Raw genomic sequence first — 16,549 nt, 5'->3', positions numbered from 1 at the left:
ACTCGTGACCGCCCAGCGGTCGCACCATGTCAAGGAGGATCGCCATGACCGGTAGGGGACGCGCGGGACGGCTCGGTAAGCGGATCGGCGAGATCGTCGCGACGGCTATCGAGCACGAGATCAAGGACCCACGCCTGGAGTTCGTCACGATCACCGATTCGAGGATCACCGCGGATCTGCGGGTGGCGACCCTGTATTACACGGTTCGTGGCGTGACCCTCGACGAGGAGCCGGACCACGAGGCCGCGGAGGCGGCGTTGACCGCCGCCCGGGGCCGCCTGCGCACGATGGTCGGTAAACAGACCGGGGTGAAGTTCACCCCGGAGTTGACCTTCGTGCTGGACTCGGTCCCGGACGCGGCGCGCCAGATGGAAGAGCTGCTCGCCAAGGCCCGGGCGCAGGACGAACAGGTCCGGCGCGTGGCCGAGGGGGCCCGCCCGGCGGGCGACGAGGACCCCTACCGCAAGCCGGAGGAGGCGGATCGGCCGGAGGACGACGATCGGTGACCGAACCGGTGGACGCCGCCGGCGCGGCGGACGTGTTGGCCCGTCACCGCGAGGTGACCGTGCTGTGCCACGTCCGCCCGGACGCGGATGCACTGGGTAGCTCCTCCGGTCTCGCCCGCGCGTTGCGTGCGCGGGGCGTAACCGTCCACAACTCGTTCGATCCCGGCCTCGTCCCGCAGGCGATGGGGGCCATCCCGGGTACCGACCGGGTGGTGCCCCTCGCGCAGGTCCCCGCCCATCGGGGTCTCGTCGTGACGTTGGACTGCGCGAGCCCGGACCGGGTGGGCCGGTGGGACCGGCTCGCCGACGCGGCATCAGAGGTCCTCGTCGTCGACCACCACCGGTCCAATCCGGGATTCGGTTCCCACATGCTGCTGGACCCGGACGCCGCGTCCACGGCGTCGCTCGTCCTGGACGTGCTCGACGCCGGCGGGTTCCCCGTGGACGCCGTGACGGCCACGAGCCTCTACGCCGGGCTCGTCACCGACACCGGATCCTTCCGTTGGGGCGGCGCGGACTCGCACGAGACCGCCCGACGACTGCTGGCCGCGGGCGCGGAGTCCACCGAACTCACACATGCCCTGCTCGACGCGCACTCGTTTGCCTGGCTGCGGGTGCTGGGCGGGCTGTTGACGACGGTGCGTCTGGAAGCCGACGCGGTGGGCGGGCGCGGATCGGTGTGGCTGGCCGTCCCGTACGAGGTGATCTCGGCAGCGGACGAGGACGACGTGGAGTCCCTCGTCTCGCATCTCCGCGGCGTCCGGGAGGCCCGGGTGGCGGTGCTGTTGAAGGAGTATCTCCCCGGCGAGTGGGCCGTCTCCCTCCGCTCGCGTCCCGGTGGCCCGGGCGCAGACGTCGTGGACGTCTCGGCCATCGCGACAGAGCTCGGGGGCGGCGGTCATCCGTCGGCCGCCGGCTGCACGATGCGCGGTGATGTGGAGACCATCAGCTCGAGGCTCCGTGAACTCCTCGGCTGACGTGACGCACACCGGGCCCGATCCGGCTGTCGGTCTGGGAGCGATCGGACGCCGACTCTGGTCGATCGCGCTGCCCGTCCTGCCCGTGTTGTCCGCCGAGCCCGTCTATCTCCTGGTCGACGGGATCATCGTCGGTCGCCAGGGACCGGAGGACCTGGCCGCGCTCGGCGTGGGAGCCCTCGTCCTCCTGGTACTGGGCACCCAGATGAACTTCCTGTCCTACGGGACCACCGCGCGATCGGCGCGGTTGCACGGGGCGGGCCGCCGCGGCGACGCCGTGGCCGAGGGGGTGCAGGCGACGTGGATCGCCGTCGCCGTCGGCGCGTTGGTGGTGGCCGTCGTACTGGCGTTGCGGGGCCCGATCACCCGGGTGCTCGCCGCGGACGCGGACGTGGCCGCCGGGGCGGCCGAGTGGCTCGGGGTCGCCGTGTGGGGCATCCCGTGCATCCTCGTGGCGTCGGCGGGTCATGGCTGGATGCGGGGCGTCCAGCGCCTGCGCACCCCGCTCGTGCTCGTCGGTGTGGGCATCGGCGTGTCGACCGCCGGGTGCGTGGTGCTGGTCCCCGGTCTGGGGCCGGCGCCGGCGTTGGGGTTGGTCGGGAGTGCCTGGGCGAACCTCGCGGGCCAACTGCTCATGGCCGCCGGTTTCCTCGTGGCGCTCGTCCTCGAGCGCCCGGGGTCGCTTCGGCCACGCCGCTCCGTGATCGTCAGCCAGCTCCGCATGGGCGTGGACCTGATCATCCGTACCGCGTCGTTCCAGATCACCTTCGCCGTCGCCACCTCTGCGGCAGCCGCCGCCGGGGTCGACTCGCTCGCGGCGCACCACCTCGCACAGCAATTGTGGGCGCTGTACTCGCTCGTGTTGGACTCGGTCGCGATCGCGGCCCAGTCGCTGGTAGGCGCCGCGCTCGGGGCCGGACTCGCCGCCCACGGCCGGGCGCTGGCACGAGCGGTGGTGGTGTGGTCACTGGGCCTGGGAGCGGGGCTCGCCCTGCTGACGGCCGTGTTCAGAGCACCCCTGGCAGCACTGTTGTCCGGGGATCCCGGGGTGGCCGACCGACTGGTCGTCGCCCTGATCGGGATGGCGGTGGTGGTGATCCCGGCAGCGGTGGTGTTCGGTCTCGACGGTGTGCTGCTGGGCGCCGGTGACGCGGCGTACCTGCGCACCAGCACCGTTGTCGCGGCGCTGCTGGGATTCCTGCCCGTGCTTCTCGTCACCCGGTACCTCGGGTGGGGGCTGCCGGGGATCTGGGTCGGGATGGGTGTGTTCGTCGGTCTCCGACTGATCGCCGTGGTGGCCCGGGTGCGCGGCGACCGGTGGATGGTGCTGGGGGCGCAGACGCCGGGCTCACGGGCCCTGCAGGAGGTGGACGGATGACCGACGGGGCGACGGGCGTGCAACCGAGCCTGCGCGCGGTGTCCGACCTGCACGTGGGACACCGGGGCAACGCGGACGTCGTGGACGAGATCCACCCCGCGCACCCGGGGGACTGGCTCATCGTCGCCGGTGACGTCGCGGAAAAGGTCGACCACGTCGTGGACGCGCTCGAGCGACTGGCGGCGCGTTTCGAACGGGTGATCTGGGCGCCCGGCAACCACGAGCTGTGGATCGGCCGCGACGACGCGGGGATGACGTCCACCACCAAGTACGACCGGCTGGTGGAGGCGTGCCGGGCCATCGGGGTCGACACCCCGGAGGACGAGTACCCCCTGTGGACCGGACCGGGCGGGCCCGCGTGGGTGGTGCCGATGTTCCTGTTCTACGACTACAGCTGGAGGCCCGTCGTGGGGCAGTCGCGGTCGGAGGCCCTGGCCGGTGCACGGGAGCGTCGCGTCGTGGCCTCGGACGAGTTCCTCATCGACCCCGCCCCCTACGGTGACGCGGTCGCCTGGTGTCGGGAACGTCTCGTGGGCACGACGACGCGGCTGGCCCGCCTCGATCCCGCGCACCAGACGGTGCTCGTCAACCACTGGCCGCTGCTGCGGGACCCCACCCGGGTCCTGCGGCACCCGGACTTCGCGCTGTGGTGCGGGACCGATCAGACCGCCGACTGGCACCGCCGGTACCGCGCCACCGCGGCCGTCTACGGGCACCTGCACATCCCGCGCACCACGGTCCACGACGGCGTGCGCTTCGAGGAGGTCTCCCTGGGATACCCGAGGGAGTGGAACGGGCGTGGGCGGCCCGATCCGCTCACCCGTCAGATCCTCCCGGCACCGGACGGTCCGCAGGTCCGGTGGATCCGCGACGAGGGTGGGCTGCCGAGGATCGCCCGTCCCGGTGACCCCGGCCCCTACCTGGAGGACGGGCGGTGATCGACGACCTGTTCCCGCCCGATGTGGTGGGGGTGACCGACGCCGAGCTGGGCCTGGACGACGCGGCGCTGTTGGCGTCGCTGTACCCGGTGGAGGTCGAGCAGATCGGGGCCGCCGTCGAGCGGCGGCGGATCGACTTCGCGGGCGCGCGTGCGTGTGCCCGGGAGGCCATGTCGAGGCTCGGCGTCCCCGTCGGCCCCGTCCTTCGCGGGGGTCGGGGCATGCCGGTGTGGCCGCCGGGCCTGGTGGGCACGCTCACGCACACGGAGGGCCTGCGGGCCGCCGCGCTGGCGCCGACCGCCCGCGTCCGGTCGCTCGGGCTGGACGTGGAACGACACGCACCGCTGGCCGCGGGCGTCCTCGAGGCCGTTTCCCTGCCCGATGAGGCGGCGTGGGTGCGTGCGGCCCGCGCCGAGGTCGCGGACATCGCCTGGGATGCGCTGCTGTTCACGGCGAAGGAGGCCACGTACAAGGCGTGGTTCCCGCTCACCCACCGGTGGTTGGGGTTCGGTGACGCACACATCACCCTGGTCCCGGACGGCGACGACGACGAGGTGGTCACCGGCACGCTGCGATCGCGGATCCTCATCGACGGCCATGCCGTGGACGGGGGGCCCGATCTGGTCGAGTTCCGGGGCCGCTGGGCCGTCCGGGACGGGTATGTGGCCTCGGCGATCGTGCTGCGACCCGCCGGGGTCGATAGCGTGGGCCCGTGACGCCGCGCAGACCCGACCCCCGCCCCGCTCCCGACCCCGGCCTGGTGGTCGTCGACAAGCCGGGGGGGATGAGCAGCCACGACGTCGTCGGACGGCTCCGGCGCTACTTCGCTACCCGCAAGGTCGGCCACGCCGGAACGCTCGACCCGATGGCCACCGGGGTGCTCGTCGTGGGCATCGAACGCGCCACCAAGATGCTCGGACTGCTGGCACTGGAGACCAAGTCCTACGAGGCCACCATCCGTCTCGGCCAGACCACGACCACGGACGACGCCGAGGGGGAGACCACCTCGACCACCGACGCCTCCGCCGTGACCGACGAGGCGATCGACGCGGCCGTCGCGGCCCTGACCGGGGAGATCGACCAGGTCCCGTCCGCGGTGAGCGCGATCAAGGTGGACGGGAGGCGGGCCTACGACCGCGTGCGGGCGGGGGAGGAGGTCGAGCTCCGGCCACGGCGGGTCACCGTCTCCCGGTTCGACGTGCTCGAGCGGACCCGCTCCGGCGCGGTGGTCGACCTCGTCGTCGTCGTCGACTGCTCCACCGGAACCTACATCCGCGCGCTCGCCCGGGACCTCGGCTCCGCACTCGAGGTCGGCGGTCACCTCACGGCGCTGCGCCGCACCCACGTCGGGCCGTTCGGTCTCGACGTGGCACGGACCCTCGACCAGCTGGAGACCGATCCGACGCTGTCGCTGGACCTCGACGCCGCCGCACTGACCGCGTTCCCCCGACGCGACATCGACGCCGACGAGGCGGAGGGACTGCGCCACGGCCGATGGCTCGAGGCCCGCGGTGACGCCGGGGTCGTCGCCGCCGTCGGGCCGGACGGCCGGGTCGCGGCGCTGGTCTCGGAATCGGGGCGGCGTGCCGCTCCGGTCGTGGTCATGCGCCCGGCGGGCCTGTGAACGCCGCGCGTAAGGTGGTCGCCGTGCAATTGTGGCGGACGTTCGACGAGATCGTGATCCCCGACGGCGGGACCTCCGTCGCCCTCGGCGTGTTCGACGGGCTCCACCGGGGTCATCGGAGCCTGGTGGACCGCGCCGTCGGCCACGGCCGGGACCTGGGCGCGAGTCCCGTCCTCGTGACGTTCGACCCCCACCCCGTCGAGGTCGTCAGGCCGGGGACCCACCCGTCGGTCCTCACCCCCCTGGAGCGGCGTGCCGAACTCGCGGGCGGGTTCGGGATCGACGCCGTGTTCGCGTTGCCGTTCGACCGCGAGATGGCGTCGTGGGAGCCCGACGAGTTCGTGGACCGGGTCCTCGTCCGCGGCCTACGGACCCGCGCGGTCACCGTGGGGCGGAACTTCACGTTCGGTCGACGCGCGGCAGGTACCACGGAGACCCTGCGCGATCTGTGCGCCGAACGCGGCATCGTCTGCGAGATCGTCGACCTGCTCGAGGCCGGGGGAGAGACCGTCTCCTCCAGCCGTATCCGCCGGTTGCTGTCCGAGGCCGACGTGGCCGGCGCCGCCGAGGTCCTCGGCCGACCGCACCGGGTCTCGGGCGTCGTGATCCACGGTGCCGGGCGCGGGGGGCGGGACCTGGGTTACCCCACCGCCAACCTCGACCTTCCCGAGTACACCGCCGTGCCCGTCGACGGCGTGTACGCCGGGTGGTTCACCGTGCTCGACGACGGCCCCGTCGACGGCACGATCCTCCCGGGACGGCGCTACCCGTCCGCGATCTCCGTCGGCACCAACCCGACGTTCGGGGACTCCGCCCGCAGCGTCGAGGCGTTCGTCCTGGACGAGTCGGCCGACCTGTACGGACGCCTGGCGGCGGTCGACTTCGTCGACCACGTCCGCGACATGGTCAAGTTCGCCTCCGTCGACGAGCTGCTCGTGGCCATGGACCGCGACGTCACCACGACCCGGACCGTGCTCGGTGCGGACGCCGACCGACCGTGACCTCGGATTGGGCCGACACGTCCGCGGACTGGTAACGTCTCGCGTCGGCCCTCCTGTGGTCCGCGGCGGCGGGGCCCAACATTCACGCGGACTGGAACAACCAGGAGTCACCATGGCGCTGAGCACCGAAGACAAGAAGGCCGTCCTGGCCGAGTACGGCCTCCACGAGACCGACACCGGCTCGCCCGAGGCCCAGATCGCCATGCTCACCAAGCGAATCTCCCAGCTCACCGAGCACCTCAAGACCCACCAGCACGACCACCACTCGCGGCGCGGCCTGCTCCTCATGGTCGGCCGTCGGCGTCGTCTGCTCAAGTACATCGCCAAGACCGACATCGCGCGCTACCGCTCGCTGATCGAGCGTCTCGGCCTGCGTCGCTGACGCACGACGACGACCGCGTCACCGACCCCGCCCGGTCCATCCGGGCGGGGTCGGTGCATTTCCGCGAACCGGGCCGCCGGGTGTCGGGGGCGTCACCCGCGCGCGCCCGGTGACCCGGACGGTTTTCCCTGATAGCCTCGGTGGAGCCGGTGCACACGTGCCGGGGTGGTCGACAGGTCCGATTGACGGTCCTCGGTAGTGGCCGCCGGAACCCGACGCCCGGGAGCATCAGCATCCGTGGCACGCGTTCCGGCCGCTTCGATCGAAGACCGAGGTCGAACCGGGACCCCCTGACGTGACGCCCGGTGGCCCCGGCGGGACGATTCCGCCGTGCGGCCCATGCACCCGACACGACAGGAAACACATGCCACAGATCACGGCCGTCGAGGTCGAAGACGGGGTCTTCGAGACCGTCGCGACCATCGACAACGGCGACTTCGGTCGCCGCGAGCTCCGCTTCGAGACCGGCCGGCTGGCCAAGCAGGCCGCCGGTGCGGTCGTCGCCTACCTCGACGACGACACCATGCTGCTGTCCGCCACCACGGCGGGCAAGCACCCCAAGGAGCACTTCGACTTCTTCCCCCTGACGGTGGACGTCGAGGAGCGGATGTACGCCGCGGGACGGATCCCCGGTTCGTTCTTCCGCCGCGAGGGGCGTCCCAGCACGGACGCCATCCTCACCTGCCGGCTCATCGACCGGCCGCTCCGCCCCACCTTCGCGGACGGGGTCCGCAACGAGGTCCAGGTCGTCGTGACAGTCATGAGCCTCGACCCCAAGGACCTGTACGACGTGGTGGCCATCAACGCCGCGTCCGCCTCCACCCAGCTGTCCGGCCTGCCCTTCTCGGGCCCGGTCGGCGGCGTGCGCGTCGCGCTCATCCCGACGGCCGCCGACCCGGCCGGCCAGTGGGTCGCCTTCCCGACCGTCGAGCAGCTCGACGACGCCGTGTTCGACATGGTCGTCGCCGGCCGCGTCGTCGGCTCCGGTGACACCGCCGATGTCGCGATCATGATGGTCGAGGCCGAGGCCACCGACGACGTGATCGAGAAGGTCGCCGGCGGCGCGCAGGCCCCCACCGAGGACGTCGTGGCCCGGGGCCTCGAGGCCGCCAAGCCGTTCATCGCCGAGCTGTGCGCCGCACAGCAGGCGCTGGCCGACGCCGCGCCCGGCACGCCGCGGGAGTTCCCGCTGTTCCCGCCGTACGCCGATGACGTCTACGCCGCCGTCGCCGAGATCGCCGAGACCAAGCTCGCCGAGATCATGCAGATCGCCGACAAGCAGGATCGCGACGTCGCGACCGACGAGCTCAAGGCGGCCGTCCTCGAGCAGCTCACCGAGCGGTTCTCCGACCGCCTCGGCCAGGTGGGGGCCGCGTTCAAGTCGCTGACCAAGAAGGTCGTGCGCCAGCGCATCCTCACCGACCACTTCCGGATCGACGGCCGGGGCACGCGGGACATCCGCGCGCTGTCCGCCGAGGTCGAGGTCATCCCGCGCGCCCACGGCTCGGCGCTGTTCGAGCGCGGTGAGACCCAGATCCTCGGCGTGACCACGCTCGACATGGTCAAGATGGCCCAGCAGATCGACTCGCTCGGGCCCGAGACCAGCAAGCGCTACATGCACCACTACAACTTCCCGCCGTACTCCACCGGTGAGACCGGTCGCGTGGGGTCGCCCAAGCGTCGCGAGATCGGCCACGGCGCGCTCGCCGAGCGCGCGCTCATGCCGGTCCTGCCGAGCGTCGAGGAGTTCCCCTACGCGATCCGCCAGGTCTCCGAGGCGCTCAGCTCCAACGGCTCCACCTCCATGGGCTCCGTCTGCGCCTCGACGCTGTCGCTGCTCAACGCGGGTGTGCCGCTCAAGGCCCCCGTCGCGGGTATCGCGATGGGCCTGGTCTCCGACGAGATCACGAACGAGGCCGGTGAGTCGGAACGACGTTTTGTCGCGCTGACGGACATCCTCGGGGCCGAGGACGCCTTCGGCGACATGGACTTCAAGGTCGCCGGCACGGGCATGTTCGTCACCGCGCTCCAGCTCGACACCAAGCTCGACGGCATCCCGTCCGAGGTGCTGGCCGGCGCGCTGACCCAGGCCCGCGAGGCCCGGCTCACCATCCTCGACGTGATGGCCGAGGCGATCGACGAGCCCGACGAGCTCAGCCCGTTCGCGCCCCGCATCATCGCGATCAAGGTCCCGGTCGACAAGATCGGCGAGGTCATCGGGCCCAAGGGCAAGATGATCAACTCGATCACCGAGGAGACCGGCGCGTCCGTCTCGATCGAGGACGACGGCACCGTGTACATCGGGGCCACGGACGGCGAGTCGGCCCAGGCCGCGATCGACAAGATCAACGCCATCGCCAACCCGCAGCTGCCCAAGGTCGGGGAGCGCTTCCTCGGTACGGTCGTGAAGACCGCCCCGTTCGGCGCCTTCCTCTCGCTGCTGCCGGGCCGCGACGGTCTGGTCCACATCTCCAAGCTGGGCCAGGGCAAGCGCGTCGGCAAGGTCGAGGACGTGGTCAACGTCGGCGACAAGATGCAGGTCGAGATCGCCGACATCGACAACCGCGGCAAGATCAGTCTCGTCCCGGTCGGTGACGACTCGGACGGCGGAGCCGACGCGGACTCCGGTACCGACGACTGAGACCCCGCCGGTCCGCCCCCCCACGGCGCCCGGCACCCCACGAGGCACGCACCCCGCGCGCGGGGTGCGTGCCTCGTTCGTCGACAGAAGGGAAGGACCGTGAACCCGACGATCCGCGTGGACCGGTCGATCCCGGGCGTGCGTGTGGTGACCGAGGACCTACCGTGGTGCCACACCGCGGCGGTCGGTGTCTGGATAGGGTCCGGATCCGCGGACGAGGGCCCCGGGGAACACGGCGCCGCGCACTTCCTGGAGCACGTCCTGTTCAAGCGCACCAGCTCGGCGTCCGGTCTGGAGTTGTCCCAGCGTATCGACCTGCTGGGTGGTGACCTCAACGCCTTCACGGGACGCGAGCACACCTGCTATCACGTCCACGTCCCCGCCGAGGGGCTGGACACCGCGGTGGACGTCCTGGTGGACGTCGTCGCCAACGGGTCCTGTGACCCCGCCGACGTCGAGATCGAGCGTGACGTCGTGCTCGACGAGCTCGCCGGCCGTGCGGACGACCCGGAGGACCTCGCCTGCGAACTGGTCGCCACCGCGGCCCTCGGTAGCGACCCGCTCGCCCGCCCGATCATCGGGACCGAGGAGTCGGTGGAAGCACTGGACGCCGAGACCCTACGGGCATTCCACCGACGCATGCTCGGTGCCGGCGACGTCGTTGTCGCGGCGGCCGGGCGTCTCGACCACGACGCCCTCGTGCGCCGGATCGCCGCCGGGCCACTGGCGGCGGCGGTCTCCCGCCACGGAACGTGGCGGGACGGCGCCGATCTCGGGACCGCGACCGGCGGTGGCGACACCGGACCGGGCGCGGGGGTCCCCGGGTGGGCGGCGACGTCCGTGCTCACCGGTGAGGACGACGACTCCGAACAGGCGTTGATCGCCCTCGCCCGCAGAACCCCGGCCCGTGATCACCGGGACCGGGCCGCGGCGCAGGTCGGCACCGCGGTTCTCGGCGGGGGCCTGAGCTCCCGGTTGTTCCAACGCATCCGCGAGGAGCTCGGTCTGGCATACACGGTCTACGCGGGGATGGACCAGTTCCGGCCGACCGGTCTGCTCACGGTGGTGGCCGGCGCCCCGGTCGACCGGGTGGACGCACTGTGCGACGAGGTGGGCGAGGTCGTGTCCGGGATGCTGGCCGCGCCGCCCGCCGCCGACGAGGTGGGTCGGGCGATCGGCCACCTCACGGGGTCGATCAGGCTCGGGTTGGACGATCCACTCTCCCGCATGACGCGGATCGGTCGACACCTCCTGGACCGCGACACGGTGGTCCCCGTCGACGAATCGGTGGCCAGGCTCCGTCGGGTCACCCGCGACGAGGTCGCCGCCTACTGGACCGACGAGTCCGCCCCGTGGTGTCTGGCGGCGGTCGGCCCCGGGATGCCCGGCGACGGCGCGGCTGGACTGCTCGGGCGCGTCGGCGGATAGGCTGGACGGGCTCGACGAGGACCACGTGAGGAGACGATGACGGTGACGAAGGTCGGAGTGCTCGGCGCACGCGGCAAGGTGGGGACGGCGATCTGTGAGGCCGTCCGTGACGCGGAGGACCTCGAACTCGTCGCGGAGGTCGACCAGGGCGATCCGCTGGACGCGCTCGTCGACTCCGGTGCCGAGGTCGTGGTGGACTTCACCCACCCGGACGTGGTGATGGACAACCTCGAGTACTGCGTGGCCAACGGCATCCACGCGGTGGTCGGCACCACCGGGTTCACCGAGGACCGTCTCGCCACCCTCAGGGGGTGGCTGGAGGACAGTCCCGGGACCGGTGTACTGGTCGCGCCGAACTTCGCCATCGGCGCCATTCTGATGATGCGGTTCGCGGTCCAGGCCGCGAAGTACTTCCCGTCCGCCGAGATCGTCGAGCTGCATCATCCCAACAAGGCCGACGCGCCGTCGGGGACGGCCCACCGCACCGCCGCCATGATGGCGGCGGCTCGCCGGGAGGCGGGGCTCGGGCCGTCGCCCGATGCCACGTCCACGGAACTCGACGGGGCCCGCGGCGCCGACGTCGACGGGATCCGCGTGCACTCGGTGCGACTGTCGGGCCTCGTCGCCCACCAAGAGGTGCTGCTCGGGACGCAGGGGGAGACCCTCACCCTCCGGCACGACTCGCTGGACCGCACCTCGTTCGCGCCCGGGGTGCTTCTGGGGGTCCGCTCGATCGCCGGGGCCCCGGGCCTGACCGTCGGGCTCGACTCCTTCATGGACCTCTAGGACCACCGCCGTGGAGCGCATCGTCAAGCCCCTGGTCATGGCCCTCACGGCGCTGGGCCTGGTCGTGGCCTTCGGGTACCTGCTGTACCTCGGCTGGTCGATGGTCAGCGCCTCCGACTATCTGGCCGTGCGCGGGCTCGGGGCGGGGATCATCCTGCTCACCGGCGTCGGCGCCTGGGCAACCTGGGCCATCGTCCGCAACGGTCTCGAACTCCAGAGGATCTCGGCCGCCGCCGCGGCGGAAGGGATCGAGCTCGATGTCGCGGACATGGAGCGACGCCCCTCCGGTCGGCTCCAGCATGACGCGGCGGACGCGCTGTTCGACCGGGTCAGCGCCGAGTACCAGGCCGCCCCCGATGACTGGCGGACGACCTACCGGCTGGCGCGGGCCTACGACCACGCCGGCGACCGCGTCCGCGCCCGGGAGGTCATGAAGGCCGCCATCGGGCTGCGCGAGACGGAACTCACCTCGGGGAAGGGGCTGGGATGAGCACGGTACTGGTCGTGCACCACGCCCCGTCACCACGCCTGCGACGCATTCTCGAAGCACTCGTCACCGGTCTCGACCATCCCGAACTCGAAGGGATCGCGGTCGAGTCCGTCCCCGCGTTGGCCACCACCGACGACCACGTCCTGCGTGCCGACGGCTATGTCCTGCTCACCCCGGCCAATTTCGGGTACATGTCCGGCGCGCTCAAGCATTTCTTCGACCGCACCTACTACACCTGCGAAGGAGCGGTGGCAGGCCGGCCGTACGCCCTGTGCGTGCACGGGGACAACGACACCGCGGGAGCGGTCACCTCGGTCGAACGGATCGCCACCGGCTGGGGACTGCAGGCCGTCGCCCCCGCAGTCCGGTTGACCGGCGAACCCGGACGCCAGGATCTCGACACCGCCGCCGAGGTCGCGGCCACCGTCGCCGCACATCTGCTCGGCTGAACCGCCGGGCACATCACCGAAGGAGTCCCACGATGTCCGAGCTCGTCCGGCGGCAGGTCCGCCTGGTCGCGCACACCGAGTTCATCCCGCCCGACGAGGTCGAGTGGGAGACGGACGCCGAGGGCGGATCGGCGCTGGCCGAGTTCGCGGGGCGGGCCTGCTACCAGAGCTGGGAGAAGCCGAATCCGCGCACCGCGACCAACGCCGGGTATCTACGGCACATCCTCGAGGTCGGGCACCTGTCGGTGTTCGAGCACGCGAGTGTGTCGTTCTACATCACCGGGATCTCCCGCTCGTGCACCCACGAACTGATCCGGCACCGGCACTTCTCCTACAGCCAGTTGTCCCAGCGCTTCGTCCCCGAGCACGACTCGAAGGTGGTGCCCCCACCGGCGATAGCGGACGATCCCGAGCTCGTCGAGATCTTCCGGCGCGCGACCGACGCCTCCCGTGACGCCTACGCGGAGATGTTGGCGAAACTCGAGGACAGGTTCGCGGACGTACCCAACCCCATGCTGCGGCACAAGCAGGCCCGGCAGGCCGCCCGCTCCGTGCTACCGAACGCCACCGAGACCCGGATCGTCGTGACGGGGAACTACCGCTCGTGGCGCCACTTCATCGGGATGCGCGCCACCGAGCACGCCGACACCGAGATCCGGGGCCTGGCGATCGACGTACTCCGTCGTCTCCGCGAGGCGGCGCCGGCGGTGTTCTCGGACTTCGAGATCGCCACGCTGGAGGACGGCTCGGAGATCGCGGTCAGCCCCTACGTTCTCGAGGGATGACGACGCCCCCAGGGTGGGAATCGGGGTCTGCCGGGTACTGCGGGTAGTCTGGGAGACCATGACACACGTGACCACCGGGGGCCCTGTCGGTCGGCAATCGCCGACCGACCGTGGCCGGGCCCCCGCCGATACAGGGCGCCCTGCGCCGTTCGGCACGGTCGTCACGGCGATGGTGACCCCGTTCGGGTCCGACGGTTACGTCGATCTGAAGGCCGTCGCACGTGTCGCGCGGCATCTCGTGGACTCGGGGTGCGACGGTCTCGTCGTCTCCGGCACCACGGGGGAATCGCCCACCACCACCGACGCGGAGAAGATCGCGGTCCTCGAGACCGTCCTCGCCGAAGTGGGGGACCGGGCGACGATCGTCGCGGGTGTCGGTACGTACGACACCGCGCACTCGGTGCACGCGGCCAAGCAGGCCGCTGCCTCCGGGGCGCACGGACTGCTCGTGGTGACGCCGTACTACTCGAAGCCCACCCAGGCAGGTCTGGACGTCCACTTCCGGACGATCGCCGACGCGACCGACCGGCCCGTGATGCTCTACGATATCCCGCCGAGATCGGTGGTCCCCATCCAGGCGGACACCCTGATCGGTCTGTCCGACCACCCGAACATCGTGGCGGTCAAGGACGCGAAGGGCGACTTCCACGACGCCGTCACCGTCATGTCCCACTGCGACCTCGTCTACTACTCGGGGGACGACCAACTCAACCTCCCGTGGCTGGCCGTCGGAGCGACCGGGTTCGTCAGTGTGATCGGCCATGTGGCCGCGTCACGGCTGGTCGACCTGCGCCGTGCGTACCTGAGTGGCGACATCGAGACGGCACGACGTATCAACCTCGGACTCCTCCCTCTCTTCGACGCCCAGCGGGCGCTCGGAGGTGTGTCGATGTCCAAAGCAGCACTAGAACTTCTCGGGGTCCCGGCCGGTGTGCCGCGACTCCCGCAGTTACCACCAACCGACGAGCAGCGAGACGCCCTCGCGGCGCTGCTGCACAGAGCAGGAGTCACCAGATGACGGAAAGTACCTCCACCGGCCGCGGACGCGGCCGCACCCGACGTGCCGCAGGACGGCCCTCGGGAGAGCCGGCGGCCACGGCCGCCGTGCAGTTCACCGAGCCCACCTCGGTAGCCGACGCCCCCGCCGCAGACGCGGGGCAGGGACGCTCCGATCGGACCAAGGGTAGGCAGGACCAGCCCCAGCAGGGTAGGAACCAGCAGGGCGACGGCCCGAAGGACAGCGGCCAGAAGGACAGCGGCCAGAAGGATTCGTCCAGGGGCGGATCGCGTGGCCGGGGCAGGGGGTCGTCCTCGGGAGCCAAGGGCGGACCCGCGACCGGCGACCAGAACGGCGGCCAGAACTCGGGCGGCCAGAAGGGCGGTCGTGGTCGCAGCGGACGCGGCCGCGGTCGCGGCGACACCTCCACCGCCGAGTTCGGTGGTGTGAAGACCATGCAGGGCGGCGACATGACGGTCCGCCTGCCCAGCCCACCCAAGCCCCGCAAGGGTGCGCTGCGCATGGTGGCGCTCGGCGGCGTCACGGAGATCGGCCGCAACATGATGACCTTCGAGTACGACTCGAAGCTGCTCATCGTCGACTGCGGCGTCCTCTTCCCGAGCTCGACCGAGCCCGGCGTCGACCTCATCCTCCCGGACTTCGGCCACATCGAGGACCGCCTGGACCAGGTCGAGGCGCTCGTGCTGACCCACGCCCACGAGGACCACATCGGGGCGATCCCGTTCCTGCTCAAGCTGCGCCCGGACATCCCGGTCATCGGATCGCGGTTCACGCTCGCGCTGGTGGCCGCGAAGTGCCGCGAGCACCGCATCAAGCCGGTCTTCCGCGAGGTCGACGAGTCCAGCGTGAGCACCCTGGGCAAGTTCGAGGTGCGCTACTTCGACGTCAACCACTCGATCCCCGAGTGCCTCGGCCTGGTCATCCGCGCCGGTGGCCAGTCGGTGATGATGACGGGCGACATCAAGCTCGACCAGCTGCCCACGGACAAGCGCCCCACCGACCTGCCCAAGATGGGGCGATTCGGTGACGAGGGCATCGACCTGCTGCTGATGGATTCGACCAACGCCACCACTCCGGGGGTCAGTCGCTCGGAGTCGGAGATCGGTCCCGCGCTCCAGCGGCTCATCTCCGACGCGCGTCAGCTCGTCGTGGTGGCCTGCTTCGCCTCCAACGTCTACCGCGTCCAGTCCGTCATCGCGGCCGCCGCCGCGAGCGGTCGCAAGGTCGCGCTCACCGGTCGGTCGATGATCCGGAACATGGAGATCGCCCTCGAGATGGGCCTGCTCACCGATCCGAACAAGGTGATCGTGGACATGGACACGGCCGCCAAGCTCCCGTCGGAGAAGGTCGTCGTCATGACGACCGGGACCCAGGGTGAGTCCATGGCGGGGCTCTCCCGGATGGCCCGCCGCGAGCACCGGCAGATCAACCTCTCCGAGGGCGACACCGTGCTGTTCTCCTCGTCGATCGTGCCGGGCAACGAGGAGCCCGTCTTCAGCGTGCAGAACAGCCTGTCCCAGATGGGTGTGAACGTGGTGACCAGCCGCGAGGCCAACATCCACGTCTCCGGCCACGGGGACGCGGGCGAGCTGCTCTTCGTCTACAACGCCGTACGGCCGAAGAACGCCATGCCGGTCCACGGTGAGTGGCGGCACCTGCGCGCCAACAAGGCCCTGGCGATCGCCACCGGGGTGCCGGAGGAGAACGTCGTCCTCGCGCAGAACGGCGTCGTGGTCGACCTCGTGGACGGCAAGGCGTCCGTGGTCGGTCAGATCCCGGTCGGCAACCTGTACGTCGACGGCCTGTCCACCGGCGACGTCGGCGACACGGTCCTCGCGGACCGCACCGCGCTCGGCGAGGACGGCTTCATCGTCGCGACAGTCGTGGTGGACCCGCGTACCGGCCGGCCGGTGAGCAAGCCCCAGATCATCGGCAAGGGCTTCACCGACGAACCCGGCGCACTCGACCCGGTCGTCGAACTCGTGGAGAACGCCCTGTGGGACCTGGCCGGCGAGGGCGAGACCGATCCGTACCGCCTCGCCCAGGCCGTGCGACGCGTGGTCGGTCGGTGGGTGTCGGACAAGTGGCGCCGCAAGCCGATGATCGTGCCCACGGTCATCACCTCCGCCGTCGCGCAGGGCTGAGT

General features: G+C 71.2%; 16 protein-coding genes. All 16 read left to right on the top strand.

Annotation, left to right across the window (positions count from 1 at the left end; translation table 11 throughout):
• Positions 1-44 precede the first annotated feature (44 nt).
• The 16 genes from rbfA (at position 45) to G6R20_RS06315 (ending at position 16,547) form a co-directional block, all read left to right on the top strand.
• Positions 45-506: a 30S ribosome-binding factor RbfA gene (gene rbfA / locus G6R20_RS06390; RefSeq protein WP_163375866.1), complete on the top strand. Its 462-nt coding sequence runs from the start codon at positions 45-47 to the stop codon at positions 504-506.
• Positions 503-1,483 carry a bifunctional oligoribonuclease/PAP phosphatase NrnA gene (locus G6R20_RS06385; RefSeq protein WP_163375865.1) on the top strand — a complete coding sequence of 327 codons (981 nt, stop codon included), beginning with the start codon at positions 503-505 and terminating at the stop codon, positions 1,481-1,483. Before rbfA ends, G6R20_RS06385 begins: the two co-directional genes overlap by 4 nt.
• Entirely contained in the window at positions 1,467-2,861 is a 1,395-nt protein-coding gene (locus G6R20_RS06380; protein WP_240341301.1) for an MATE family efflux transporter, read from the top strand. Before G6R20_RS06385 ends, G6R20_RS06380 begins: the two co-directional genes overlap by 17 nt.
• Positions 2,858-3,799: a metallophosphoesterase gene (locus tag G6R20_RS06375; RefSeq protein ID WP_163375863.1), complete on the top strand. Its 942-nt coding sequence runs from the start codon at positions 2,858-2,860 to the stop codon at positions 3,797-3,799. Before G6R20_RS06380 ends, G6R20_RS06375 begins: the two co-directional genes overlap by 4 nt.
• Positions 3,796-4,515 carry a 4'-phosphopantetheinyl transferase superfamily protein gene (locus tag G6R20_RS06370; RefSeq protein ID WP_163375862.1) on the top strand — a complete coding sequence of 240 codons (720 nt, stop codon included), beginning with the start codon at positions 3,796-3,798 and terminating at the stop codon, positions 4,513-4,515. The genes G6R20_RS06375 and G6R20_RS06370 overlap by 4 nt, the downstream gene beginning before the upstream one ends.
• Entirely contained in the window at positions 4,512-5,423 is a 912-nt protein-coding gene (gene truB, locus G6R20_RS06365) for a tRNA pseudouridine(55) synthase TruB (RefSeq protein ID WP_163375861.1), read from the top strand. Before G6R20_RS06370 ends, truB begins: the two co-directional genes overlap by 4 nt.
• Positions 5,420-6,424, top strand: a complete 1,005-nt coding sequence (locus tag G6R20_RS06360; RefSeq protein ID WP_163375860.1) for a bifunctional riboflavin kinase/FAD synthetase — start codon at positions 5,420-5,422, stop codon at positions 6,422-6,424. Before truB ends, G6R20_RS06360 begins: the two co-directional genes overlap by 4 nt.
• Before the next feature lie 112 nt (positions 6,425-6,536).
• Positions 6,537-6,806, top strand: coding sequence for a 30S ribosomal protein S15 (gene rpsO, locus G6R20_RS06355; RefSeq protein WP_067717704.1), 270 nt, complete (start codon positions 6,537-6,539; stop codon positions 6,804-6,806).
• A gap of 373 nt (positions 6,807-7,179) precedes the next feature.
• Positions 7,180-9,447 carry a polyribonucleotide nucleotidyltransferase gene (locus G6R20_RS06350; RefSeq protein ID WP_205475778.1) on the top strand — a complete coding sequence of 756 codons (2,268 nt, stop codon included), beginning with the start codon at positions 7,180-7,182 and terminating at the stop codon, positions 9,445-9,447.
• A gap of 99 nt (positions 9,448-9,546) precedes the next feature.
• Positions 9,547-10,875 (top strand): pitrilysin family protein, encoded by a 1,329-nt coding sequence (locus tag G6R20_RS06345; RefSeq protein WP_163375858.1) that lies wholly within the window; start codon positions 9,547-9,549, stop codon positions 10,873-10,875.
• 36 nt (positions 10,876-10,911) lie between these two features.
• The gene (dapB, locus tag G6R20_RS06340; RefSeq protein WP_119192158.1) at positions 10,912-11,661 is read left to right on the top strand and encodes a 4-hydroxy-tetrahydrodipicolinate reductase; all 750 of its coding nucleotides are present in this window, start codon (positions 10,912-10,914) and stop codon (positions 11,659-11,661) included.
• Between the two features lie 10 nt (positions 11,662-11,671).
• Complete coding sequence (locus G6R20_RS06335) at positions 11,672-12,151, top strand: hypothetical protein (protein ID WP_096905350.1); 480 nt, start codon at positions 11,672-11,674, stop codon at positions 12,149-12,151.
• Positions 12,148-12,600, top strand: coding sequence for an NAD(P)H-dependent oxidoreductase (locus G6R20_RS06330; protein WP_069388843.1), 453 nt, complete (start codon positions 12,148-12,150; stop codon positions 12,598-12,600). Before G6R20_RS06335 ends, G6R20_RS06330 begins: the two co-directional genes overlap by 4 nt.
• Positions 12,601-12,632: 32 nt before the next feature.
• Positions 12,633-13,385: an FAD-dependent thymidylate synthase gene (thyX, locus tag G6R20_RS06325; protein WP_067717719.1), complete on the top strand. Its 753-nt coding sequence runs from the start codon at positions 12,633-12,635 to the stop codon at positions 13,383-13,385.
• A gap of 58 nt (positions 13,386-13,443) precedes the next feature.
• Positions 13,444-14,403 (top strand): 4-hydroxy-tetrahydrodipicolinate synthase, encoded by a 960-nt coding sequence (dapA, locus tag G6R20_RS06320; RefSeq protein ID WP_163375857.1) that lies wholly within the window; start codon positions 13,444-13,446, stop codon positions 14,401-14,403.
• Complete coding sequence (locus tag G6R20_RS06315) at positions 14,400-16,547, top strand: ribonuclease J (RefSeq protein WP_163375856.1); 2,148 nt, start codon at positions 14,400-14,402, stop codon at positions 16,545-16,547. The genes dapA and G6R20_RS06315 overlap by 4 nt, the downstream gene beginning before the upstream one ends.
• Positions 16,548-16,549: the final 2 nt, after the last annotated feature.

Origin of the sequence: Dietzia sp. Alg238-R159 (genome assembly GCF_900537145.1) — a bacterium.
GTDB lineage: Bacteria > Actinomycetota > Actinomycetes > Mycobacteriales > Mycobacteriaceae > Dietzia > Dietzia kunjamensis.
The sequence above is the reverse complement of the archived record's forward strand: the minus strand, read 5'-3'. Positions and strand labels throughout refer to the sequence as shown.